This is a genomic window from Agrococcus sp. KRD186 (genome assembly GCF_017168255.1).
Lineage (GTDB): Bacteria > Actinomycetota > Actinomycetes > Actinomycetales > Microbacteriaceae > Agrococcus.
Genome location: NZ_JABFAP010000001.1, coordinates 1,581,691 through 1,603,390 on the forward strand (window position 1 = coordinate 1,581,691; position 21,700 = coordinate 1,603,390).

25 protein-coding genes, 1 tRNA gene and 1 pseudogene are annotated in these 21,700 nt (G+C 71.4%); 7 read left to right on the forward strand and 20 right to left on the reverse strand.

All coding sequences use genetic code 11. The annotated features are described in order from the left end of the window. The 3 genes and pseudogenes from J1M46_RS07600 to J1M46_RS07610 form a co-directional block, all read right to left on the reverse strand. Positions 1-1,352 (reverse strand): annotated as a pseudogene (locus tag J1M46_RS07600) (HipA domain-containing protein); the annotation flags it as partial. Continuing rightward, positions 1,345-1,701 carry a helix-turn-helix domain-containing protein gene (locus J1M46_RS15910; protein ID WP_446698569.1) on the reverse strand — a complete coding sequence of 119 codons (357 nt, stop codon included), beginning with the start codon at positions 1,699-1,701 and terminating at the stop codon, positions 1,345-1,347. The pseudogene J1M46_RS07600 and the gene J1M46_RS15910, both read right to left, overlap by 8 nt. Before the next feature lie 42 nt (positions 1,702-1,743). Next, positions 1,744-1,816: transfer RNA gene (locus tag J1M46_RS07610), tRNA-Lys, on the reverse strand. Between the two features lie 69 nt (positions 1,817-1,885). Here J1M46_RS07610 and bcp point away from each other — a divergent pair. Continuing rightward, positions 1,886-2,356 carry a thioredoxin-dependent thiol peroxidase gene (gene bcp / locus J1M46_RS07615; protein WP_206447265.1) on the forward strand — a complete coding sequence of 157 codons (471 nt, stop codon included), beginning with the start codon at positions 1,886-1,888 and terminating at the stop codon, positions 2,354-2,356. A gap of 3 nt (positions 2,357-2,359) precedes the next feature. On the opposite strand, the gene J1M46_RS07620 is transcribed toward bcp, so the two are convergent. Beyond that, on the reverse strand, positions 2,360-2,761 hold the full coding sequence (locus J1M46_RS07620; protein WP_206447266.1) for a hypothetical protein: 402 nt from the start codon (positions 2,759-2,761) through the stop codon (positions 2,360-2,362). A 138-nt stretch (positions 2,762-2,899) separates the two neighbouring features. Between J1M46_RS07620 and J1M46_RS07625 the strand changes: the two genes are divergently transcribed. After that, on the forward strand, positions 2,900-3,148 hold the full coding sequence (locus J1M46_RS07625; RefSeq protein ID WP_072314150.1) for a WhiB family transcriptional regulator: 249 nt from the start codon (positions 2,900-2,902) through the stop codon (positions 3,146-3,148). A 131-nt stretch (positions 3,149-3,279) separates the two neighbouring features. Here J1M46_RS07625 and J1M46_RS07630 read toward each other — a convergent pair whose 3' ends face one another. From J1M46_RS07630 to J1M46_RS07640, 3 genes are read right to left on the reverse strand one after another with little or no spacing between them, the layout of a single operon-like run. Continuing rightward, the gene (locus tag J1M46_RS07630; protein WP_206447267.1) at positions 3,280-4,791 is read right to left on the reverse strand and encodes a histidine kinase N-terminal domain-containing protein; all 1,512 of its coding nucleotides are present in this window, start codon (positions 4,789-4,791) and stop codon (positions 3,280-3,282) included. Positions 4,792-4,795: 4 nt separating this feature from the next. Next, positions 4,796-6,049: a nucleotide-binding protein gene (locus tag J1M46_RS07635; protein WP_206447268.1), complete on the reverse strand. Its 1,254-nt coding sequence runs from the start codon at positions 6,047-6,049 to the stop codon at positions 4,796-4,798. Then, the gene (locus J1M46_RS07640; RefSeq protein WP_206447269.1) at positions 6,046-6,657 is read right to left on the reverse strand and encodes a hypothetical protein; all 612 of its coding nucleotides are present in this window, start codon (positions 6,655-6,657) and stop codon (positions 6,046-6,048) included. The genes J1M46_RS07635 and J1M46_RS07640 overlap by 4 nt, the downstream gene beginning before the upstream one ends. A gap of 108 nt (positions 6,658-6,765) precedes the next feature. Here J1M46_RS07640 and J1M46_RS07645 point away from each other — a divergent pair, with 108 nt between their 5' ends. Then, the gene (locus tag J1M46_RS07645; RefSeq protein WP_206447270.1) at positions 6,766-7,014 is read left to right on the forward strand and encodes a helix-turn-helix domain-containing protein; all 249 of its coding nucleotides are present in this window, start codon (positions 6,766-6,768) and stop codon (positions 7,012-7,014) included. A 1-nt stretch (position 7,015) separates the two neighbouring features. On the opposite strand, the gene J1M46_RS07650 is transcribed toward J1M46_RS07645, so the two are convergent. Continuing rightward, entirely contained in the window at positions 7,016-7,585 is a 570-nt protein-coding gene (locus tag J1M46_RS07650; protein ID WP_206447271.1) for a hypothetical protein, read from the reverse strand. Between the two features lie 176 nt (positions 7,586-7,761). Here J1M46_RS07650 and J1M46_RS07655 point away from each other — a divergent pair, with 176 nt between their 5' ends. Beyond that, on the forward strand, positions 7,762-8,154 hold the full coding sequence (locus J1M46_RS07655) for an Rv3235 family protein (protein WP_241249057.1): 393 nt from the start codon (positions 7,762-7,764) through the stop codon (positions 8,152-8,154). A 23-nt stretch (positions 8,155-8,177) separates the two neighbouring features. Here the strand turns inward: J1M46_RS07655 and J1M46_RS07660 are convergent, their stop codons facing one another. Continuing rightward, positions 8,178-8,468 carry a hypothetical protein gene (locus J1M46_RS07660; RefSeq protein ID WP_206447273.1) on the reverse strand — a complete coding sequence of 97 codons (291 nt, stop codon included), beginning with the start codon at positions 8,466-8,468 and terminating at the stop codon, positions 8,178-8,180. Then, positions 8,468-9,322 (reverse strand): mycothiol conjugate amidase Mca, encoded by an 855-nt coding sequence (mca, locus tag J1M46_RS07665; protein ID WP_342384316.1) that lies wholly within the window; start codon positions 9,320-9,322, stop codon positions 8,468-8,470. Before mca ends, J1M46_RS07660 begins: the two co-directional genes overlap by 1 nt. An 88-nt stretch (positions 9,323-9,410) precedes the next feature. On the opposite strand from mca, the gene J1M46_RS07670 reads away from it, so the two are divergent. Continuing rightward, positions 9,411-9,803 (forward strand): DUF4307 domain-containing protein, encoded by a 393-nt coding sequence (locus J1M46_RS07670; protein WP_206447275.1) that lies wholly within the window; start codon positions 9,411-9,413, stop codon positions 9,801-9,803. Positions 9,804-9,858: 55 nt separating this feature from the next. Next, a complete protein-coding gene (gene greA / locus J1M46_RS07675; RefSeq protein ID WP_206447276.1) occupies positions 9,859-10,347 on the forward strand; it encodes a transcription elongation factor GreA in 489 nt (162 codons plus the stop codon). Between the two features lie 66 nt (positions 10,348-10,413). Here greA and ilvA read toward each other — a convergent pair whose 3' ends face one another. Together ilvA and J1M46_RS07685 are read right to left on the reverse strand one after the other, a co-directional pair. Continuing rightward, positions 10,414-11,646 carry a threonine ammonia-lyase gene (gene ilvA, locus J1M46_RS07680; protein ID WP_206447277.1) on the reverse strand — a complete coding sequence of 411 codons (1,233 nt, stop codon included), beginning with the start codon at positions 11,644-11,646 and terminating at the stop codon, positions 10,414-10,416. Further along, a complete protein-coding gene (locus tag J1M46_RS07685) occupies positions 11,643-12,794 on the reverse strand; it encodes an AI-2E family transporter (RefSeq protein WP_241249058.1) in 1,152 nt (383 codons plus the stop codon). The genes ilvA and J1M46_RS07685 overlap by 4 nt, the downstream gene beginning before the upstream one ends. Before the next feature lie 70 nt (positions 12,795-12,864). Here J1M46_RS07685 and J1M46_RS07690 point away from each other — a divergent pair, with 70 nt between their 5' ends. Beyond that, positions 12,865-14,076, forward strand: coding sequence for a winged helix-turn-helix domain-containing protein (locus J1M46_RS07690; RefSeq protein ID WP_342384317.1), 1,212 nt, complete (start codon positions 12,865-12,867; stop codon positions 14,074-14,076). A gap of 28 nt (positions 14,077-14,104) precedes the next feature. On the opposite strand, the gene J1M46_RS07695 is transcribed toward J1M46_RS07690, so the two are convergent. The 8 genes from J1M46_RS07695 to J1M46_RS07730 form a co-directional block, all read right to left on the reverse strand. Then, positions 14,105-14,833 (reverse strand): hypothetical protein, encoded by a 729-nt coding sequence (locus tag J1M46_RS07695; protein WP_206447279.1) that lies wholly within the window; start codon positions 14,831-14,833, stop codon positions 14,105-14,107. 94 nt (positions 14,834-14,927) lie between these two features. Further along, on the reverse strand, positions 14,928-15,956 hold the full coding sequence (locus J1M46_RS15765) for a type IV toxin-antitoxin system AbiEi family antitoxin (protein ID WP_206447280.1): 1,029 nt from the start codon (positions 15,954-15,956) through the stop codon (positions 14,928-14,930). Positions 15,957-16,014: 58 nt separating this feature from the next. Further along, positions 16,015-16,563 (reverse strand): LemA family protein, encoded by a 549-nt coding sequence (locus J1M46_RS07705; RefSeq protein ID WP_206447281.1) that lies wholly within the window; start codon positions 16,561-16,563, stop codon positions 16,015-16,017. 45 nt (positions 16,564-16,608) lie between these two features. Beyond that, positions 16,609-17,901 (reverse strand): D-arabinono-1,4-lactone oxidase, encoded by a 1,293-nt coding sequence (locus J1M46_RS07710; protein ID WP_206447282.1) that lies wholly within the window; start codon positions 17,899-17,901, stop codon positions 16,609-16,611. Beyond that, entirely contained in the window at positions 17,898-19,115 is a 1,218-nt protein-coding gene (locus J1M46_RS07715; protein WP_241249059.1) for an alanine racemase, read from the reverse strand. Before J1M46_RS07715 ends, J1M46_RS07710 begins: the two co-directional genes overlap by 4 nt. Continuing rightward, positions 19,112-19,711 (reverse strand): TetR family transcriptional regulator, encoded by a 600-nt coding sequence (locus tag J1M46_RS07720; RefSeq protein ID WP_206447283.1) that lies wholly within the window; start codon positions 19,709-19,711, stop codon positions 19,112-19,114. Before J1M46_RS07720 ends, J1M46_RS07715 begins: the two co-directional genes overlap by 4 nt. Positions 19,712-19,816: 105 nt before the next feature. Then, positions 19,817-21,151, reverse strand: coding sequence for an FAD-dependent oxidoreductase (locus J1M46_RS07725; RefSeq protein WP_206447284.1), 1,335 nt, complete (start codon positions 21,149-21,151; stop codon positions 19,817-19,819). A gap of 54 nt (positions 21,152-21,205) precedes the next feature. Further along, complete coding sequence (locus J1M46_RS07730) at positions 21,206-21,694, reverse strand: DUF501 domain-containing protein (protein ID WP_206448637.1); 489 nt, start codon at positions 21,692-21,694, stop codon at positions 21,206-21,208. Positions 21,695-21,700: the final 6 nt, after the last annotated feature.

The following is a 21,700-nucleotide window of genomic DNA, read 5'->3' on the forward strand; positions in this document are numbered from 1 at the left end:
ACCCGACCCTGGGGCGCGGTGCGCGCGGGCGCGGTGGAGGCAACCACCATCCGGGCGCCCGGTTCATGCATGCGCACGAGGTTGGACTTCTCGCGGATGCCATCGACAGTGCGGCGGAGCAGCGGGTGATCGAGTCCGTCTCGCCGCAGCTCCGCCGCAGCATCCGCGAAGGCATCGCTGAGCGGCTCGACGATCTCTGTGAGCACGCGCGCGCCTCGTCCTCGCTGATCCTCAGGCGGCTCGCCTCTTGCAGCAGCTGCGCTTCCCCGATGCTGTGGAACGCGCATTCGCCCCCGATCGACATCGCCGAGCGTCGCACGGCGCCCGGCCGGTCTGCGTAGCCCGCAGTCGAGACGAGGTCGTACAGCGGTGACAGACGCACGCGCTCACCTTCGAGCAGCAGCGAGTAGTTCTTCGCATGCGCGTCAGTGCCGAGCACCGCGGTGTTGAACACGAGCCCTCGGAAGAACCCCTCGGCGATCAGCCTCCGTTCGGTTCGCTCCGCCACTGCTCCGTGGATGAGCTGCGAGATCTGCCGGACACCTGGACCACGGTCCCTGTCCTGGTACTTCTTCGAGGTCGGCTGCCCAAGCGCCTGAAGCATGTCCTCTTGGTAGGCGGCGGATGCGGCTGCTGTCGTCGACTTCGCGGTCATATCGCTCGAGCACGAGGGCACGCAGGTCGCCGTCCGGGCTGACCCAGCCTTCGCTTCGCGCGACGTCCAGTCCGAGTCGCTCGGCAGCAAGCATGGTGAGTCGTTCGGCGACATCGATCGAGTCGATGTGCTCGTTGACATCGACCTCGGGTTTGATGATGTAGGTCGAGGCCGTGTACCTGCCGGGGAAGTACCAGCCACTCCGATCCCTGCCGAGGGCGATCTTCGGCTGTGCCCCAGCAAGGCTGAGTCGAACATGGTCGCCCTGCGGCGGAGCTCCGGTCTCGTAGATCGCCTTGACCGACCGGAGCGCCTGCGCGATCGCCTCGCCATCCGCTCGCACGCCGGAGGGTGCGCGGGCAGGATCGTCGTCCGGCGTCTCCCCCCGCGGAATGAGCTGGACCGCGCCGGCGATATCCCGTCCGACATGCTCAAGGAGCCGGAATGGGCTCCGAGCGCTGACCCTGTACTCTGCGCCGATCGCGTCGCGGGCGCTCTCGCGATCTGGGAGGAGCCCGTCGAGCCATGCAGTCGCCTGGGCATTGCCGTGGCGCGGGCGGCTGGGACGCATGGACAGACTGATCGGCGTTGCCCGGCTGCCCCGATCGTCGTCGTACTCGAAGGTGATTGAACCGCCAGCGTTCATGGTGAACACCCCGACGTGCCCGCCGTCGATATAGGCGTGGAGCTCACGCATCGTCGTGGACCTCTACGCTGAGCCCCAGTGCATCGACGACGTCGAGCCAGCGCCCCATGTCTAGTGTTGCCTTGCCACGCTCGAGCGCGGAGACCCACTCGCGGCCGACCCGCGCCTCATCGGCAAGTCGCTGCTGAGTCCAACCTCGGCGGAGGCGAGCTTCACGCACGGCATCGCCAGCGTCACGCATGACTCGCACCCGCATCAGGCCTCCCTGTGGTCGGTTGACCACACACCGGTGCTTGGCGTGAAGCACAGGTAGAGACGCTGCGGCAGCCTGAACCTGTCGAAGCCGACGATCCCAAGACTCAAAGTGGAGAGTACGTGGAGAGTAACGCCCTCCAAACATGAAGGAGGCCCGGCCAGACTTTCGTCTGGTCGGGCCTCGCTGTACACCCCCCGGGACTCGAACCCGGAACCAATTGATTAAGAGTCAACTGCTCTACCGATTGAGCTAGAGGTGCATGGTCTCTCGACCGAGGAATCACGATACCAGACGCTCCGAGCTCCTGTGCACTGCTTGGATGGATCGGATGACGCACCTCCAGCCCGGCACGGCCGCACCCGACTTCACCCTGCCCGACCAGAGCGGCAACCCCGTCTCGCTCGCAGATCTGCGTGGCCGCAAGGCGATCGTCTACTTCTACCCGCAGGCGCTCACGGTTGCGTGCAAGCAGCAGGCGTGCGACTTCCGCGACCGGCTGCCGGACCTCTCGCAGCACGGCTACGCGGTGGTGGGCATCTCTCGCGACCCGATCGAGCGGCTCGCTCAAGCGCATGAGCTCGACGCGCTCACCTTCCCGCTGCTGAGCGACGAGGATCTCGCCGTGCACCGCGCCTGGGGCACGTTCGGCGAGAAGAACAGCTACGGCCGTGTCGTCCTCGGCGTGCGCCGCTCGACCTTCGTGCTCGACGAGCAGGGCGTCATCACGCACGCCTTCTACAACACGAAGGCGAAGGGCCACCTCGAGATGCTCGACAAGCGGCTCGCCTTCAGCGACTGACCGCTACTCGACCTCGGGGCGCAGCCACACGGTGACGCTCCTGCGGAGCACGAGCACCAGCACCGTCACTGCGAGCGCGGCCAGGATGAGCGCGAGCCACACCGGCCCCTCTCCCCCGTCGAAGGTGCCCGCGGCGACGCCGAGCTGCAGCACCTGCCACACCACAGCGGCCGCGCGCGACCAGGATCGGCCATCGAGCATCGCCCGCCCGGCCTGCAGCAGGAAGAAGGCCGAGCCCGCCGCGAGCGCCGCCAGGAAGAGGCCGCCGGCGATGTGCTGCGGGCCGTCGCCGAACGCCGAGATCGCCGTCCACGCGGCGATCACGAGCATGCCGAGCGCTTCGAGCAGCAGGAGGCCGCCGGCCGTCGATGCCGTGACCGGCCGAAGTCTGGAGTGATCGCTCACAGAAGAAAACCCTTGCCTCTCTGGGGGTGCTGTGGAAGCATAGAACGTCGGGCGGCACCGCTGCTGCGCCCCGAGTCTTCTGCGCCGCGGATTCCCGCGAAGCGCGACTTCCCCCTCCAATGTACAAGGAGCACATGTATGGATTGGCGTGATGACGCTGCCTGCCTCACGGTAGACCCCGAGCTGTTCTTCCCGGTCGGCAACACCGGCCCAGCGCTCGAGCAGATCGAGAAGGCGAAGGCAGTCTGCGCGACGTGCCCGGTGACGGAGATGTGCCTCCAGTACGCCCTCGAGACCAACCAGGACTCGGGCGTGTGGGGCGGCCTCTCCGAGGACGAGCGCCGCGCGCTCAAGCGCCGCGCCGCGCGCGCTCGCCGCGCCGGCTGACGCAGCACACGCGAGAGCAGCGGGGTCGCCTTCGGGTGGCCCCGCTTCTGCGTGCGGCGGATGCTCGCTGCAGCCACTGACGCTCGCTGGAGCCGGCGCGCGCTCAGCGCTGCGCGGCAACGGCGGGCGCGTCAGACGATGTCGTCGTCCGAGCGGATGTACGACAGTGGCACCCTCACTGTCACCTCGGTGCCCTCGACCGCCCTGGCGCCCCAGTCGATCGTGCCAGAGAGCTCGCCGGTGACGAGCGTCTTGACGATCTGGGTGCCGAGCCCGGAGCCCACGCGGCCCGGCGGCAGGCCCGAGCCGTTGTCGCACACCTGCACGGTGAGCCAGTGCTCGTCGCGCTCGGCGGTGATCCGCACGAGCCCGTCCTTCCTGCCAGGGAGGCCGTGCTCGACCGCGTTCGTGACGAGCTCGGTGAGGGCCAGTGCGAGAGGCGTCGCGTACCCGCTCGGCAGCACGCCGAAGGTGCCCTGCCGCTCGGTGCGCACCTGGGCGCCGTGGATCGACGCCAGCTCGCTCGTGAGCTTCATCGCCCGGTCGAAGACCTGGTCGAAGTCGACCGACTGGCTGAGGCCCTCCGAGAGGGTGTCGTGCACGACCGCGATCGACGAGACGCGCCGCTCGGCGTTCTGCAGCGCGCTGCGCGACTCCTCGCTCTTCGACCGCCGCGACTGGATCCGCAGCAGCGCGGCGACCGTCTGCAGGTTGTTCTTCACCCGGTGGTGGATCTCACGGATCGTCGCGTCCTTGGTGATGAGCGTCTGCTCCTGCGCGCGCATGTCGGTGACGTCTCGCGCCAGCACGAGCGCGCCCAGCCGCGCCGAGCCCTGCCGCAGCGGCACCGCGCGCAGCGTCAGGGTCACGAACCTCGTCTCGATGTCGGTGCGCCACGGCGCCCTGCCGGTGACGACGAGCGGCAGCGCCTCGTCGACCTCGTGCGACTCGTCGATCAGCTCGGTCGTGATCTCGGCGAGCGACTCGCCCTCCAGCTCGCCACTGAAGCCCAGCCGCGTGAAGGCGGAGAGCGCGTTCGGGCTCGCGAAGGTGACGACGCCCGCCTGGTCCAGGCGGATCAGGCCATCGGATGCGCGGGCCGCGCCGCGTCGTTGGCCGGACGGTGCTGCCTGGTCGGGGAAGTCGGCGTCGGCGATCATCCGGAACAGCTCGCTGGCGCACTCGCGGAAGGTGCGCTCGAGGCGGCCGGCGCTGCGCGTGTCGGCATGATTGGCGTGGCGGGTGATGACCGCGATCGGCTGCTGCACGAGCCTGACGGAGGGCTCGACCTCGCGGCGCCGCACCGGGATCGCCCGCACCTTGGCGTCGGATTCGACGCCCCACTCGGGCGAGTCGGCATCGAGGGAGACCCCTTCGGTGAACGCGCGGTGGATCTGCTCGCGCCAGGCGTTCCGCACCGGCTGGCCGACGATGTCGCGGTAGAACAGCGTCGCGGCGCCGGCGGGGCGCGCGTGCTGCACCGCGATGTAGCCGTCGTCGTCACCGGTCGGCAGCCACAGCACGATGTCGCCGATGGCGAGGTCGGCCAGCAGCTGGAAGTCGGCGACCAGCCGATGCAGCCAGTGCACGTCCGGGTCGCTCAGCAGGCCGTAGCGCTCGGCGATCGAGGTCAGGCTCGTCACCGCCTCAGCGTAGCGCGGGAAGCCACCGCCGCCTGGGCCGCTCCGCCGCGCGCAGCGACGCGCGGCTCGCCGGCGCCTCCGAGGGGACCAGCGCGGCAGCGAGCTCCTGCACCCTGCGACGCAGGCGTGAGCGCCCCGCGACGTCGACCAGCGGGCGACCCTCGAGCAGTGCCGCATCCGCCGCCCTGCCGTCGAACGGCCAGCAGGCCTCGGGGGTGACGGCGGCCAGCCTGCGCAGCGTCTCCTGCACGGCGCGCTCGGGGGCGATGCCGATGGCCGAGGCGCGCACCTTGTTCACGACCACCCGCACGCGCGCCTGCGGCACGAGCTCGCGCAGCTCCGGCAGCGAGCGCACCAGCCTGGCGATGCCGACGGCGTCGCCGCCGGCGACGACCAGCACCTCGTCGGCCGCCTCGAGGGCCGCGAGCGTCGCGGCGTGCCTGCGCGGCGCGAACAGGTCGCTCGAGATCTCCTCGTCGCGCTCGAGGCTCGCCGCCACATCCACCACGGTCACGTCGACCCAGTCGCGGCAGCGCTCGAGCACCTCGGCCACGCGGTCGCCGCCGATCTCCGGCCAGCGGCTGGAGCGCCCGATGCCGGTGAGCACGCGCACGGTGCCGCCCATGCTCGGCACCTGCTGGCAGATGCGGTCGAGCTCGTCGACGGTCAGGCTGCCCGCGCGGGCCAGTCGCGCAGCCGCCGCGAAGCCCGGCGACTCGTCGAGCAGCCCGAGCGCCGGCGCCACGGATGCGCTGGTGGTGTCGGCGTCGACGAGCGCGACCCGCTGCCCGAGCAGCGCGAGCTCGGCCGCCAGCGCGATCGCGGCAGTCGTGCGGCCGGGCGCCCCGGCGGGTCCCCAGACGGCGACGACGCGGCCGCTCGCGCGCTCGGGCTGGCCCTCGGACCGCGCGGTCGGCTGCACCTGCGTCTCGATCGCCGCGAAGCCGTCCCCCCAGGCGACCGCATCGATGCCGAGCGCCTGCGCACGCGCGCGCTCCGCCGCGTCATCGGCGAGCGCGAGCAGCCGCATGCCGCGCCGGTCGCACGCATCGACGAGGTCGCGGCTGGCGTGCCGCTCGTCGGCGACCACCAGCACCAGGTCGATGCGCGGCTCGGCGTCCTCGGCACGGGCGGCGAGGCGCTCGAGCAGGTCGGCCGCCGTGGCTGCTCGGATGGCGACGCGGTGCCCGTGCCGGGCGGCCTCCCGCACGACGGCGTCCTCCCGCTCGAGCGGCGCGGAGACCGCGATGCCGATCACGGCGCCGCCTCGACGGGCTGCGCGAGCGGCACGACGCTCAGCACGTGCTCGTTCGACATCGCCTCGAGCAGCAGCGAGGTCTCGCCGGTCGGCACGAGCAGCTCGAGCTGCTGCGCCGAGCTCGCGAGGATCCCCTCGTCCTCCAGCACGCCGACGACGATCGCGTCGTCGATGAGCACCGCGGGCGCCTCGTAGCCGTCCTCGGTCGGCGCCGCGGTCCAGACGTCCACGAGGGATCCGGTGCGCACCGCCCGCGGCAGCGCTCCCTCGATGTCGACGACGACCGCCGAGCGATCCTCGCTCGCCGCGTCGCCGAGCACCCGCACCGGCAGCACCTCGCCCGCGCCGACCGTCGACGCGACGAGCATGCCCACCGGGTCGGCCGCGGCATCCAGGTACCGGTCCTGCGACTGCGGCAGGCGCACGTCGACCTGCTCCACATCGCCCGCCGCGACGATGTCGCCCGGCAGCAGGGTGCGCGTCGCCGCCCATGCGGTCTCGGTGCGCGACGCCTGCTGCACGACGAACCAGACGCCCGCCAGCGAGACGAGCACGAGGACCACCCCGATCACCAGCCTCGGATCCATCCAGGTGCGGCGTGCGGCCATGAGTCCTCCCTCGTCGACGACCACAACCTGACACGTCGCCGCGACACGTCGCTGAAGTTCTCCACAGCCTCCGCTCACGTCGGCCGCGACTGGCGCACAATGGTGCGCATGTCGATGGAACCCCGCCGCTTCCTCGCGGTCGCAGATGTCGCCGACGTGCTGGGCGCGACCCCCGGCGCCGTCGTGGAGCTGCTCGAGGCCGGCGACCTCCGGGGCGTGCGCGTGCGCGGCGCCTGGCGGGTCGCCGACGACGAGGTGCAGGCCTGGATCGACCGGGAGCTCGAGCTCGAGCGGCGGCGCGGCCTCTGGCGCCAGGCGCAGTCGCCGAGCATCGCCGACCTCTTCGGCGAGCGCTGAGCTACGGCAGCCGCACCCAGTCGAACGCCGCGAAGGGGACGATGCGCCACGAGCGCACCGCGCTCGAGCGCGGCCGCTCCCCCGGCTCGTGCACCGCGAGGTCGAGATGGTCCCGCCCGACGCGGTCGATGGTGCCCGCGACCGGGCTCGGGCCCTCCAGGATGACGGATGCGCGGCGGCGCGCGAGGTCGCGCAGCGCGAAGGCGAAGCTCAGCCTCGCCTGCAGGTCGCCGGCCTCCTTCGCCTGCCGCACGGAGGCCGCGGCGCCGTCGCCGTCGAGCTCGACGCCGACGATCGCGTGCAGCGGCACGACGGCGCCGGTCTCGGCCGGGGCCCCCTCGAGCACCACGCCGTTGAGCCAGTCCCGCCCGAGCGCCATGCGCCGCAGCCGCAGCCGCCCGCCCGCGCGCAGCGTCAGGTCGAGCAGGCGCGGGGCAGCGGCGAGGCGATCGCGCAGCTCGAGCCTCCCGATGCGGAAGCGCTCCTCCTCTGCCTGGAGGTCGCGCTGCTCGGCGCCCAGCTCGGCCTCGAGCTGGCTCTCCAGGTCGTCGAACAGGTCCTCGAAGCGCACGCGGGCGAATCTAACCGCCCCACACCCTTCCGTGTCGAGCGTTCTCCACAGGGCAGAACTCCCCATCACACCGCACGCGTCGAACCCGCTAGCGTTCCGGCACGGCGGCGCCTCCGAGGGCCGCGCACCGCGGCAGCGGTATGCGAGGAGGCATCGTGCGGGCGACGAGACAGCGGATGACGGCAGTGGACGCCGAGGAGTTCTTCGACTTCCAACCCTGCTCATCGGCCGCGCTGCCTGATCCGACCCCGCTGATCGAGAACCTCGCCACCGGCGTGATCGAGGTGCTGCTGGGCGTGCGCGAGGTGCAGCAGATGGCCCGCTTCGTGACCGAGGGGCTCTTCCAGCAGCTCACGGAGCGCGCGCTGACCGCCCGGCGCGACCGTGCACGGCGGCAGCAGCGCGAGGTGCCGGGGTTCGCCGTCGGCAGCGTGCACACCTGCCACACCGCCGACGGGGTCGTCGAGGGCGCGGTGGTGGTGCGATCGGCCGTCCGCACGCGTGCCGTGGCGATGCGGCTCGAGGGCCTCGACGGGCGCTGGCGGGCAACCGCGATCCGGGTGCTGTAACAGCAGCGGATCCGCCGCAGGGGCTACGACCGCGCGTCGTCCGGGTTCTCGGAGCGACCGCGATCGATCTCCGCCGCCTCCGTCTCAGGCGCCGGCTCGCCGTCCTCGGCGGTCGGCCGCTGCGCGGCCGCGATCTCAGCCATCAGTCGCTGCTTCGCCTCCTCGCGGTCGTTGATGCGCCGCACCCGGCGGTTGAAGTCCCACATCAGCAGCATCACCGCGACCGCGACGAGCGCCGTCACCGCGAAGCCGATGACGCCCGGCGTCACCTGGTTGGGGTCGTAGGGCAGCTCTTCCATGAACAGCGCGTGCATCAATCCTCCTCGACGCCTGCGAACAGGTCGTCCTCCGGGCCCGTGCTGGGCACGCGCGAGCGCACCAGCTCGTAGTCCTCCGTCGGCCACGTCTCGCGCAGCAGCTCGTTCGGCCAGAAGAAGAAGCGCGACTCCGGGTCGACCTGGCTCGCGTGCGCGCGCAGGGCGATGTCGCGCGCGTCGAAGTAGGCAGCGACATCGACGCGTGTGGTCATGGTGTCGCCGCGATCGCCCATCCGCTCGACCCACTCGCGCACGAAGCCCAGCCGCTCGTCATCGGGTGCCGACGCCTCGAGCGCGCCCAGCAGCGCGCGCAGTCGCGCGCCGCTCATGGTGCGATCGAAGTAGAGCTTCTCCACCTCCCACGGCTCGCCGAGCTCGGGCAGGCCCCCGGCCGCGTGCTCCACCGCCCACATCGTCACCTCGTGGCAGCGGATGTGATCGGGGTGCGGGTAGCCGCCGGACTCGTCGTAGGTGACGACCACCTGCGGCTTGAGGCGACGGATGAGGCGCACCAGCGGGCGGCCGGCGATCTCGAGCGGGATGGTCGCGAACGAGAGCGGCCGCAGCGGCTCGCCCTCGCCGGGCATGCCGGAGTCGACGTAGCCGAGCCAGGCGTGATCGATGCCGAGCGCCGCCTGCGCGGCGGCCATCTCCAGCCGGCGCAGGCCCGTCATGTCGCGGGCAGCTCGGTGACCCAGCGCGAACCGCTCGTTCAGCACGCTGCCGCTCTCGCCGCCCGTGCAGGAGACCACCGTGACCTGGGCTCCGTCGGCCGCGTAGCGTGCCAGTGTCCCTGCGCCCTTGCTCGACTCGTCGTCTGGGTGCGCATGCACCGCGAGCAGTCGTCGCACTGCCTCTCCTTCCGCCCAGCGCACCGCAGCGCTCGGCGGCGCGGCAGATAGGCTGGATAGGTCTCCATCTTCCCACGGACAGGCCCCCATGACCGATCTGGCAGCCCGCTACGGGCGAACGCGCTCGCGCACGCGGCGCGAGAAGATCCTGGGGATCTCGGTCGGCGTCGCCATCCTGCTGACGGCGACCCTGTGGGTGTGGTGGGTGGGCACCGAGCCGGGCACCACGCAGCTGCAGTCGCGCACCATCGGCCACGAGATCGTCGACGACTCCACCGTCGAGGTGATCTTCGAGGTCTCGGTCGAGGCGGGCACGACCGTCGAGTGCGCGCTCGAGGCACTCGATACCGCCTACGGCATCGTCGGGTGGGTGCAGGTGGAGCTGCCCGCCACCGACGCCTTCACCAGCACGCACGTCGTGCCGGTGCGCACGAGCTCGTTGGCGACCACCGGATTGGTCTCCGAGTGCTGGGTGACATAGAATGCAAGTCGGACCGGCCCACTCGGGGCCGGTTCTGTGCATATCAGGAGACGACATGAACGGCACCACGGAGACCTGGCTGACCCAGGAGGCGCACGACCGCCTGCAGGGCGAGCTGGAGCACCTGCAGGGGCCCGTCCGCGCCGAGATCGCCAAGCGCATCGAGGAAGCCCGCGAAGAGGGCGACCTCAAGGAGAACGGCGGCTACCACGCAGCCAAGGACGACCAGGCCCAGATCGAGGCCCGCATCACCCAGATCACGCAGCTGCTGCGCAACGCCACCGTCGGCGAGGCGCCGGAGGCCTCCGGCGTGGTCGAGCCCGGCACAGTCGTGACCGCGACGATCGCTGGCGATGACGCCACGTTCCTCGTCGGCAACCGCGAGATCGCCGAGGCCGGCGACGAGCTCGACGTCTACAGCGAGGCGAGCCCGCTCGGCGCCGCGATCATGGGACTGAAGATCGGCGCGAAGACCTCGTACGAGGCGCCTTCCGGCGCCACGATCGACGTCGTCGTCAAGGACGTCCAGACCTACCGGGGCTGAGCCCCGCCACCACAGCGACGGCCCCGCCCTTCAAGGCGTGGCCGTCGCTGTGCGCCAGGGGTCGGCTCAGAGCACGACCGGCTGGTAGCCGGCCCTCCGCAGCGCCTCGAGCACGCGCTCGGCATGCTCCGGCCCGCGGGTGGTGACCGAGATGTCGAGCGTGACGTCGGCGATCGAGGTCCAGGCGTCGTGCTGCGAGTGCAGCACCTCGACCACGTTCGCCTGCTCGTCCGAGACGATCTGCGCGATGATCGCCAGCTGACCCGGCCGGTCCGGCAGCGCCATCCGCACCTTGAGGTAGCGCTGCGAGGCGGCGAGCCCACGCCCGATCACGCGCTCCATGAACAGCGGGTCGATGTTGCCGCCCGAGAGCACCGCCACCGTCGGGCCGTCGGATGCGACCAGTCCCGTCATGATGGCGGCGGTCGTGACCGCTCCGGCCGGCTCGACCACGAGCTTCGCGCGCTCGAGCAGCATGATGAGGGCGCGGGCGATGTCGTCCTCGGAGACCGTGACGATCTCGTCGACGGTCTCCCGGATGATGGAGAACGGCAGGGTGCCCGGTCGGGAGACGGCGATGCCGTCGGCGATGGTCGACTGGGTCTGGATGGTGGTCGGCTCCCCCGCCTCGAGCGAGGTGACGTAGGAGGCGGCGCGCTCGGCCTGCACGCCCACGATGCGCACCGTGCGGCCGTCGCGCTCGGCGCGCTGCCGGATCGCGGAGGCCACGCCGGCCGCGAGCCCGCCGCCACCGATGGGCACGACGACCGTGGACACATCCGGGACCTGGTCGAGGATCTCGAGGCCGAGCGTGCCCTGGCCCTCGATGATGTCGGCATGGTCGTAGGGCGGCACGAAGGTCGCCCCGGTGCGCTCGACGTGCTCGATCGCCGCGGCCAGCGCGGTCTGGAACTCGAGGCCGCGCAGCTCGACGGCCGCGCCGTAGTCGCGGGTCGCCTGCAGCTTCGGCAGCGCGACGCCCACCGGCATGAAGATGGTCGAGCGCACGCCCAGCTCGGTCGCGGCGAAGGCGACGCCCTGCGCGTGATTGCCCGCCGAGGCGGCGACCACACCGCGGCTGCGCTGCTCGTCGGTGAGCTTCGCGAGCATGTTGTAGGCGCCGCGGATCTTGTAGGCGCCGGTGCGCTGCAGGTTCTCGCACTTGAGGTGCACCTCGGCGCCCAGCATGCCGCTGAGGTAGCGGGAGCGCTCCATCGGCGTCTCCTGCACGATGCCGGCCAGACGGCCCCTCGCGGTCTCGAAGTCGGCCAGGGAGGGGCCGGGCAGGGCAGCGCTCATCGCACGACATCCTCGATCGTCGGATTGGGGTTCTCGCGCCAGGAGCCGGTTGCGATGGTCTTGACGAAGTTGTTGAGGAAGGCGACCACCGGCACGGCGAAGAAGGCCCCGGCGATGCCGGCGATCGTCGAGCCGGCGGCGACCGCCAGCACGACGGCGAGCGGGTGCACCTTGACGGCCGTGCCCATGATGAGCGGCTGCAGCACGTGGCTCTCGATCTGCTGCACGAGCAGCACGATGCCGAGCATGATCACCGCCGGCCAGAAGCCGAACGAGATGAGCACGACGAGCACGGCGATGGTGCCGGTGACGATGGCGCCGATGATGGGGATGAACGAGCCGAGGAAGACCAGGATCGCGATCGGGAGCACGAGCGGCATGCCGCCCTCGAAGAACAGCCCGAGGATGAACGCGCCCAGGCCGATGCCGACCGCGTCGATGAAGGCGACCAGCACCTGCACGCGCACGAAGTTGCCGAGCGTCACCCAGCCGGCACGCGCGGCGCCGTCGGTCGCGGGCTGCGCGCGGGCCGGGATCACGCAGACGATCCACTGCCAGATGCGGCGGCCGTCGAGCAGGGTGAAGATGAGCGCGAAGATCGTCAGCAGCGCGCCGGCGAGGAAGTGACCGACGGAGGAGCCCACCGACAGCGCGCTCGAGAGGATGGTCGAGATGTCGTCCTGGATCGCGCCGAGGATGTTCTCGCCGAACGCGGTGACGTCGGCCGCGTCGATGCCGAACGGCAGAGACATGATCCACGCCTGCGAATCCTCCCAGAACTCGAGCGCCTGCTCCTGCAGCTCCGGGTACTCGTCGCGGATCTGCGAGATCGCCAGCCAGCCGAGCCCGACGACCGCGACGATGAGCGAGACCACCGTCACCGCGACGGCGAGCCCGCGCGGCCAGCGCGCGCGCACCAGGGCCGCGACCACCGGCAGCAGCGCCGTGGTGATGAGCGCCGCGACCAGCAGCGGGATGACCACGATGCGGAAGATCACGATGAGCGCGATCACGATGGCTGCCGCTGCCGCGACGGCCAGGAAGCGCCACGACCACGCGCCCGCGATCTGCATCCCCCGGGGCACGGCCTCGTCGCCGGCGGCGAGCGTGAGCCGTGGGCCCGCGCTCCTGGGTCGACGGAGCAGCATTGCTCGATCCTACGGCCCGCCGCGATGGCGCAGGCGCATGCGTGGGCGGTGCTTGCTAGCCTCACCACTCGTGACGCCACCCCGGATCTCGGCCGCGCAGGCCCGCCGCATCGCCATCGCCGCGAGCGGCCTCGACGGCGCCCTGCCGGGCGAGCGCGGCCGCGCGGGTGCTCGCACGATCGAGCGCACGATCGACCGGCTGGGCCTGCTGCAGCTCGACTCCGTGAACGTCTTCGAGCGCAGCCACTACCTGCCGCTGCTGGCCCGCATCGGCCCCTACGACCGGGCACTGCTCGACCGCATGCTGCATCACGACCACGGCAGGGGCCTGGGCGGCTACACCGAGTACGTCGCGCACGAGGCGGCCGTCATCCCGGTGGCCGACTGGCCGCTGTGGGCCTGGAAGCAGTCGCAGCCCATGCGCCCGAGCGACGAGCGCTGGGTGGCCGAGCACGCGCGGCTCATCGACGACGTGCTGGCCGAGTTCACCGAGCGCGGCCCGCTGCGCCCGAGCGAGATGGAGCATCCCGAGTACCAGCGCATGCCGGGCGGGTGGTGGAACAAGTCGGATGCGTACTGGGCGACGAGCGTGCTCTTCCGGCGCGGGCAGCTGGTCACCGTGGGCCGCTCCCGGTTCGAGCGCCGCTACGCAGCCGCCGGCGCCGTGCTGACCGAGCCGCAGCCGCGCATCGATCGCGCCCACGCGCAGCGGGAGCTGGTGCGGCGGGCCGCCCGCGCGTTCGGGGTCGCGACGCTCGACGACCTCGCCGACTACTACCGGCTGAAGGTCGCCGACGCACGCACCGCGATCGCTGACCTGGTCGACGCGGGCGAGCTCGAGCAGGTGGAGGTCGCGGGCTGGGGGCGCCCCGCCTACCTGAGCGTCGGCACCCGGCTGCCACGACGCATCCGCTCGACCGCGCTGCTCTCGCCGTTCGACCCGCTCGTGTGGTTCCGGCCGCGGGCCGAGCGCATCTTCGGCTTCGCGTACCGCATCTCGATCTACACGCCGGCCGCGCAGCGCCAGCACGGCTACTACGTGCTGCCGGTGCTGATCGACGACGAGCTCGTCGGCCGGGTCGACCTCAAGAGCGACCGCAGGGCCGGCATCCTGCGGGTGCAGCACGCGACGATCGAGCCCGGCCACGCGGCGCGGGCGGGCGAGCTGGCCGAGCGGCTCGCGCCCGCGCTCGCCGAGGCCGCCGCCTGGCAGGGGCTCGACCGCATCGAGGTGACCGGTCCCGGCACATGGGCGCGGGAAGTGGCCGCACGCTCGTCGTGAGCGTGACCTGCTCGGTGGTCGGCGGGGACTACTCTTCGCCGCCAGTCATCAGTTGCGCGAGCGCTGTGACCGACTCCGTGGCCTCTTCCGCGAGCTCGGCATATGATTTCGTCGACCCTGCCCTCAGTGCCTCGGCTGCGTAGGCACGAGGCCCGACGGCGTCGATTGTCTCAAATCGGCCGCATGCATGAAGCACCTCCCGTCGCATATCCCGTCCGACCTCCGGGCGCTGTACGACAACAGACTCCACATGCTGCGCGAGCATCGGTCCCTCCTTCGCTAGCGAGTGCACGATCACGTACGCGAAGTCGTATAGGTCCTTCACCAGTCCGCGTCCCACGATGGCCGCCGCCTTCGCGGCGAGATAGCCGCCCACGCCAGCTGCACGCGCGCGATGTCGACCGACGGCGATCTCTCGGGTATCGCGCAAGGCGGGTGCAGGGCCGGCCAAGTTGTTCGCCGACAGTGTTCTAGCGCCGGGAAGCGCGAGTTCCTGGCCAGGATTGTCCGGCACGTCGGCCAGGAACTCAACGACGATCGCTGCGCCATCGACCGACGTGGTCCAGCGCCATCCCGTGTTGGGTGACACCAGGACGAAGCCCGCCGCGGTGAGCGCCCCCTCGAGCCATCCGAAGTCTTGGTCCTCCCGGTCGAACACAAGGGCGACCGGCAGCAAGACATCCACGTCGACTGTTCCCTGATGGGGATCGTCAGCAGACACCAGGGTTTCCGGGACGAGGCCGCCGATGAGCACCATCTCACGCCAATGCTCACCGACGGCAGCCAGGAGCCTCTCAAAGGCCGACTCCGCCAGTGCGCGAGCGGCGCGACTCCGCTCCCCTGTCGTCACCTCAGTACCCGATCAGCGTCTCGCGGAGGAACTGCGCTTCGTCCTCAGCCCTTCCCCCTATCGCCAGGAGGTCGGCGTACACGCGCTCGAGCGAGACGAGATCGAGCCCTGCCCGCCGCTCACCGGCCGAGAGCACACCCCGCCTCACCTGCGTGAGCGAAATGGAGTCATCGCCGCTCGAGCGCGATGCGAGACCGATCGCGCGCAGGCGCCGGCTGAGGTCCTCACGGGCGATGGTCTGCGTGAGGTAGCAGCTGAAGCCTCGGGGCGCTGTGGAGTGAGGCGCAATTCTTTGAGCTACCAGCCGACCGCTGAAGGCGATCTCACCGGTGAACTCTCGTTGCAGTGCCTCCATCGCTTCCTCCTGCGATCCCCACAGCGTGGTGATTCGCTGGCGTTGCCGTCGGCCGGCAGCGGTAGCCTCTTCTGCCCACTGGTCGAGCAGCAGTCCGGGCTCGACGAGCGCGCGCGCTCCCGTCCGGTCGGGCGTGCTGATCCAGCCCCGTTCGACCAGTCCTCTGACAGCCTGCGACACTGCGCCGAGCGAGAAGCTCGAGCGCTGTGCGAGGTCCCGGAGCGGTGGAATCGCTCGTGCCCCTGATCTACGGAACGCCACCATCACATGCTCGGCGACGATGACCAACGACGGAGTCCACGCACCGATGGTCGACCTGGATTGCCCCGAGCGCGATCCAGGTCGCTGTCTCTCGATCGCGATCGGGCCTACTCGCAGACGCATTGATCCATCAACCGTCAGCCAGTTGATGTCGCGAGCTTCAAGCAGGTCGCGGGAACCGGAGGACAGCTGTTCTGCCACCACGACGAGATCGCGATCGAGCCTGGCGCGCAGCAAGGCTTGGTTGACGTCGCGTGGATACCCCGCGCCGGCCCATGTGAGGCGCAGACGATACTCGAGTCCCTCTGGGAGACGGATGAGCAGAGCATGGTCATGATCCGCCACCAGGTCTATCTGCGCCTGGGGCAACGCAGACCTAAGGACGCTCCGCGCCGCTTGTTCAATATTCGACACATGTTCACTGTACAGTGAACATCCGCCAAAAGTGAACACCTACACCCGTTTGCTTCGCTCAGAACTGGATGCGGGGCGGCTCGGCGACGGCGCCGGCGTGGTCGATCTCGAAGAACTCCCGCGGTGCCCTGACCGACTTCGCCCACATCGAGGCGGGGAAGCGCCGCGCCCTCGCGTTCAGCTCGCGCGCACCGGTGTTGTAGTCCCGCCGGCGCGCCTGGGCGTCGTCGTCGAGGGTCGCGAGCGCGGCCCGCGCCTCGGCCGCGTCGGATCCGGCGGGCTGCGCACCGGCCGCCTGCACGAGCGGGCGCAGCATCCGCTGCACCTCGCCCTCGGCGGCGGCCTTGGACCCGGGACGGTCGGCGCGCTCGAGCGCGGTGAACGCATCCGCCGCCTGCGTGCGCTGCTGCTCGCCCGCCGTGGCCAGCAGCGGCTCCGCGACCTGTCTGCGGCGCTCCAGGGTGGTGGCGAGGGCCTCCCAGCGCTCGTCGACCGTCGCGCCGAGTCGGCGGAGCGAGGAGCGCGCCGCGATGCCCCACGCGAGCACGATGAGTGCCAGCACGACCAGGGCGCCGACGACGATCCAGACGATGAGGAGGGGGTCCATGGCTTCCATGCTAGGCCGATCCGCGGCGCGGATCCGGCGCTGCGCTCAGGTGCCGAGCACCCTCGTGGTCCAGGCGCTCGCGAAGACGCGCTCGGGGTCGAGCTCGTCGCGGATCGCCAGGAAGTCGGCGAAGCCCGGGAACCGCTCGGCCAGCTGCGGTGCCCGCAGCGAGTGCAGCTTGCCCCAGTGCGGGCGGCCGTCGTGCGCGAGCAGGATGGGCTCGACCAGCTCGAACAGCGGCCGCGGATCCTCGCGCCACCAGCGGTGCGCGGCGATGTACGCGGTCTCGCGGCCGTTGGCGGTCGACAGCAGCGCGTCGTCGGCGCCGATCGCGCGCACCTCGAACGGGAACGTGGGCACCAGGGATGCGCGCCGCAGCGCCCGGTCGATCTCGCGCAGCGCCTCCGGCATCGCCGCCACCGGGATGCCGTATTCGAGCTCGCGGAAGCGCACCGCACGCTCGGCGGAGAACACCTGATGGCTGGGCTCGACGAAGCGGCCCCGCGCCATGCCTCTGGCGGCCACCTCGTTGACCGCCCGCGACGCGGCCGGCACCAGCGCGCTGAGCGTCAGCAGCGCACTGTGGCCGACGTCGGTGAGCACCTGCTCGTCGATGAAGCGGCCGATCGCCGAGCGCGGGGCGAGCGGACCGTCGACACGGGTGTTCGACTTCGTCACCGCGAGCGAGGTGGCGGCGAACCAGTAGAACTCGAAGTGGTCGGTGCGGCGCAGCAGGCCCTGCCAGTCGTCGAGCACGGCGTCGAGCTCGACTGCGGCCTCGATCGCCTCGAGCGCGAAGGCCGGCACGCATCGCAGCGTGACGTCGACGAGCACGCCGAGCACCCCGAGGCCCAGCCTGATCGCCGGCAGCAGCTCGGGCCGCTCGGTCTCGCTCACGTGCAGCACGCGGCCCTCGGCGGTGACGAGCGTGGCAGCGACGACGGATGCGCCGATCGACTGATGGCGGATGCCGGTGCCGTGGGTGCCGGTGGAGATGGCGCCGGCGATGGTCTGCCGGTCGATGTCGCCGAGGTTGTCGAGCGCCAGCCCCTGCTCGGCCAGCAGCTCGGAGAGCTCACGGATGGTGGTGCCGGCGCGCACCGTGACCAGGCGTCCGGGCGCGTCGAGCGCGACCACGCCGCGGAGCGCGTCGACGGTCAGCTGCACGTCGTCGGGCCGCGCCGCCGCAGAGAAGGAATGGCTGCTGCCGACCGGGCGGATGGTGCGGCGCTGCTGCCGCGCGTGCTCCACGTCGCGCCGGACCTCGTCGATCGTCGTGGGTGCGTGCACCCGGCTCGGCGCGGCGCGCTGCGAGCGCGCCCAGTTCCTCCATGTCACAGCAGCTTCCTCCCCTCCCCACGGTACGTGGGAAGGGTGGAGATGACCTGATCGCCCGCCACCAGGTGCAGCACGTCGGTGCGCTCGCACAGCTCGCCCGCCTTCGCGTGGCGCAGCCAGACGCGGTCGCCGAGCCGCAGCCGGTCGGCAGTGGCGCCGCGGACCGGCGTCTGCACCTCGCCCGGCCCCTCGCCGGGATCGATGCGCAGCCCCGGCGGCCAGGCGATCACCGGGTCGCGGTCGACGATGCGCGGGCCGGAGGCGACCCAGCCTCCCCCGAGCAGCGTCACGATGCCGGGGCCGGGCCTGCGCACGACCGGCAGCGCGAACGCGAGCGCCGGCGCGGGTCGGAAGTCGCGGTAGCCGTCGAACAGGTGCGCGCCGAAGATGCCGCTGCCGGCGCCGATCTCGGTGACGGCCTGGTCCGCCGCGGTCGACTCGATCGATCCCGTGCCGCCGCCGTTGACGAACTCGAGCTGCGCGACCTCGCGCACTGCGGCCACCGCTGCGGCGCGGCGCTCGCGCAGGTCGGCGGCCGAGCGGCGCTGCATCGCGCGCACCATGAGCGCGGGACTCCGCCCGCGGCGCGTGCCGTCCTGCACGCCCGCGACCTGCGCCTCGTACGACATGATCCCGACGAGGCGGAAGCCCCCGCGCGCGACCACCGCGCGGGCGAGCCCGCCGAGCTGCTGCGGTGAGCGCAGCGGCGAGCGCAGCACGCCGGCACGCCAGCGCCCGAGCTCGAACGCGGCGTCGAGCTCGATGGCGACACGGATCTCCGGATGGCCGGGGATCGCCGCATCGATGCTGTCGAGGTGCTCGACGCTGTCGATCATGATCGTCACGCGCTCGAGCGCGCGGTCGTCGGCCGCGAGCGCGCGCAGCGCGGAGCGGTCGGTGGTGGGATAGCCCAGCAGCACGTCGTCGACGGTGGCCGAGAGCCACAGCGCCTCCGGCAGGGTCGCCGCCAGCACGCCGTGCCAGCCGGGCGTGGCCAGCACCGCCTCGATGACGGCTCGGCTGCGCACCGACTTCGTCGCCAGCCGCAGGGTCGTGCCGTCGGCGCGAACGACCATGGCGCGTGTGTTTGCGGCGAGCGCCTCGAGCGAGACCGCGGCGAAGGGGCCGTCGATCGCGGCGGTGGCCGCATCCATCCGCTGCCAGTGCTGCTCGGGCGACCAGGGGCCGGCTGCCGCGAGGTCGAGCGGCATCATCGCTCGCCCATCACTGCCGCCGCGAGCATGGGCGCCGCCGCCTCGACGAAGCGCCGCGACGCCGCCGCGTCGCCCGTGCGCAGCATGCAGTAGGTGAGGCCGTCGGTGACATGCAGCACGAGCTGCGAGAGCTCATCGAGCGGCTGCTGCGGCTCGACCTCGAGCTGCTCGCAGATCGCCGAGATGACTGTCGAGACGATCTCGACGTAGCGCGTCTGCACCTCGCCGGGCAGATGGGCGAGTGACGGCGTGCGCCTGCAGTAGGCCATGATCTCCATCACCGCCAGCTCGTACTCGGGGTGCTCCGAGAAGCGGTCGACCCAATCGTGCAGCACGCCGCGCACCGCGTCGACCGGGCTCGCGCTGGCCGAGAACGGGGTCGGGACCTCGCCGACCCGCGGCAGCACGACGTAGGCGTAGGCCTCGCCGATCATCTGGTCGCGCGAGTCGAACACGTAGTGGAAGGTCGCCAGCGGCACGCCCGCCTCGGCGACGATCGCGCGCACCGTCGCGCCGTGCATCCCCTCGCGGGCGATCACGCGCAGGCCGGCCTCGACCAGATCCCTGCGGCGCTCCTCAGCCGGCTTCCGCGTCACCCGCACTCCGATCCTCGCTCGACTTGGACGCTTGTCCAGGTTCCACCATACGACAGCGCCGCGCCCCTCGATGCAGGGCGCGGCGCTGTGACGTGCGGTCGGAGACTAGGCGTCGACCTTGGGCTTCGGGCGCGATGCGAAGGTCTCGAAGGCCACGCGCGGCTGCTCGCGGTCCGAGAGCTCTGCGAAGTCGCGACCCAGCCAGAACTGGTTCCACCAGTCGCCGAACACGCGGAGCTTGCGCTCCCACATCGGCATGGCCATCCCGTGGTAGCCGCGGTGCATCAGCCAGGCGATCGGGCCCTTGATGGCGAACTTGCCCTTCTGGAACACGCCGTTCCAGAGCCCGAGGCCCGCCACGGCGCCCTCGTTGGCGTGGATGTACTCGCGCGGCGCCTCGTCGCGCAGCACGGCGACGATGTTCTTCGCCAGCAGCTTCGCCTGGCGCACGGCGTGCTGGGCGTTCGGCACGCAGAAGCCGCCCGGCCCAGGGGTGCTCGACTTGTCGGGCACGGCCGAGACATCACCGGCGGTCCAGGCATCCGGCACCACGACGCCGTCGCGCGCGACCTGCAGGGTCGCGAGCGCGGTGATGCGGCCGCGGTCGTCGAGCGGCAGGTCGGTGGCCCGCACGACCGGGTTGGCCATGACGCCTGCGGTCCAGATGATCAGGTCGGAGCCGAAGCGCTCGCCGGTCGAGAGCTCGACGACGCCGTCGACGGCGCCCTGCAGCTGCGTCTCGAGGTGCACGTTGACGCCGCGCTTGCGCAGGTCCTCGACGACCCAGAGCGCGGTCTGCTCGGAGACCTCCGGCATGATGCGGCCCATCGCCTCGACGAGGTGGAACGAGACATCCTCGAAGGCGATCTCGCGGAAGCGCGAGAGCAGGTAGGTGGCGAAGTCGCGCAGCTCGGCGATCGTCTCGATGCCGGCGAAGCCGCCGCCGACGACCGTGACGTTCAGGAGCCGGTCGCGCTCGGGGCCCTCGGGCAGCGCAGCCGCCTTGGCGAAGTTCGAGATCAGGCGGTCGCGCACGGCCGCGGCCTCCTCGATCGTCTTCATGCCGATCGCCTCATCGGCGACGCCCGGGATCGGGAAGGTGCGCGAGACGGAGCCGGCGGTCATGACGATCACGTCGTACTCGAGGGTGCGCTCCTCAGCCAGCTCGGGCTTGATGGTGGCGACCTTGTTCGCGTGATCGATGTTCGTGACCTTCGCCTGCACGATCTTCGTGCGGGCCAGGTGGCGACGCAGCGTCACCACCGCGTGGCGCGGCTCGATCGATCCGGCTGCGACCTCCGGCAGGAACGGCAGGTAGCTCATGTACGGCAGCGGGTCGACGATGGTGATCTCCGCCTCGGAGTCGCCCAGCTGGCGCTCCAGCCCACGTGCGGTGTAGAGACCGGCGTAGCCGCCTCCGACGATCAGGATCTTGTTCACAGACGCACTTCTTCCCCAGGTATCAGATGTGGATGCTCAATGATTCTACCGCGCTCAGGATGCGGGCATTCCGGCGGCGGAGCCCCGCGCGCCCGGTGCGCAGACGCACACCGCGGGCGACCACTCCCCCAGCTCGAGCGTCAGATCGCCGATCGGATTCACGCCCGGGCCCGCCGCCAGCGCGTGCGCGAGCACGGCGTGCAGGCACTTCACGCGCGTCGGCATGCCCCCGGCGCTGATGCCCGCGATCTCCTCGACATGCCCGTGCGCCTCTCGGTCGGCGAGGTACACCGCATGGGCCGCGGCATACGCATCCGCCATCTCTGGCTCGCGCAGCCGCTCCTGCAGCTCGGCCATCGTGCCGTCGGCCTCGAGGTGCGAGGCGGATGCGGTGGCACCGGGATGGGTGAGGTAGTAGAAGGTCGGGAAGGGGGTGCCGTCGGGCAGCCGCGGGCTCGTCACCACCACGGTGGGGGCGCCGCAGGCGCAGCGCGCGCCGATGCCGATGACGCCGCGCATCGTACGGCCCAGCTGGGCGGCCATGATCTC

Excerpts from the sequence above, each read along its gene's own strand:
- J1M46_RS15910 (WP_446698569.1), bottom strand. The coding sequence starts at position 1,701 with ATGTTTGGAGGGCGTTACTCTCCACGTACTCTCCACTTTGAGTCTTGG.
- bcp (WP_206447265.1), top strand. The coding sequence starts at position 1,886 with ATGACGCACCTCCAGCCCGGCACGGCCGCACCCGACTTCACCCTGCCC.
- J1M46_RS07625 (WP_072314150.1), top strand. The coding sequence starts at position 2,900 with ATGGATTGGCGTGATGACGCTGCCTGCCTCACGGTAGACCCCGAGCTG.
- J1M46_RS07640 (WP_206447269.1), bottom strand. The coding sequence starts at position 6,657 with ATGGCCGCACGCCGCACCTGGATGGATCCGAGGCTGGTGATCGGGGTG.
- J1M46_RS07645 (WP_206447270.1), top strand. The coding sequence starts at position 6,766 with ATGTCGATGGAACCCCGCCGCTTCCTCGCGGTCGCAGATGTCGCCGAC.
- J1M46_RS07655 (WP_241249057.1), top strand. The coding sequence starts at position 7,762 with ATGACGGCAGTGGACGCCGAGGAGTTCTTCGACTTCCAACCCTGCTCA.
- J1M46_RS07660 (WP_206447273.1), bottom strand. The coding sequence starts at position 8,468 with ATGCACGCGCTGTTCATGGAAGAGCTGCCCTACGACCCCAACCAGGTG.
- J1M46_RS07670 (WP_206447275.1), top strand. The coding sequence starts at position 9,411 with ATGACCGATCTGGCAGCCCGCTACGGGCGAACGCGCTCGCGCACGCGG.
- greA (WP_206447276.1), top strand. The coding sequence starts at position 9,859 with ATGAACGGCACCACGGAGACCTGGCTGACCCAGGAGGCGCACGACCGC.
- ilvA (WP_206447277.1), bottom strand. The coding sequence starts at position 11,646 with ATGAGCGCTGCCCTGCCCGGCCCCTCCCTGGCCGACTTCGAGACCGCG.
- J1M46_RS07685 (WP_241249058.1), bottom strand. The coding sequence starts at position 12,794 with ATGCTGCTCCGTCGACCCAGGAGCGCGGGCCCACGGCTCACGCTCGCC.
- J1M46_RS07695 (WP_206447279.1), bottom strand. The coding sequence starts at position 14,833 with ATGGTGCTCATCGGCGGCCTCGTCCCGGAAACCCTGGTGTCTGCTGAC.
- J1M46_RS07705 (WP_206447281.1), bottom strand. The coding sequence starts at position 16,563 with ATGGACCCCCTCCTCATCGTCTGGATCGTCGTCGGCGCCCTGGTCGTG.
- J1M46_RS07715 (WP_241249059.1), bottom strand. The coding sequence starts at position 19,115 with ATGATGCCGCTCGACCTCGCGGCAGCCGGCCCCTGGTCGCCCGAGCAG.
- J1M46_RS07730 (WP_206448637.1), bottom strand. The coding sequence starts at position 21,694 with ATGGCCGCCCAGCTGGGCCGTACGATGCGCGGCGTCATCGGCATCGGC.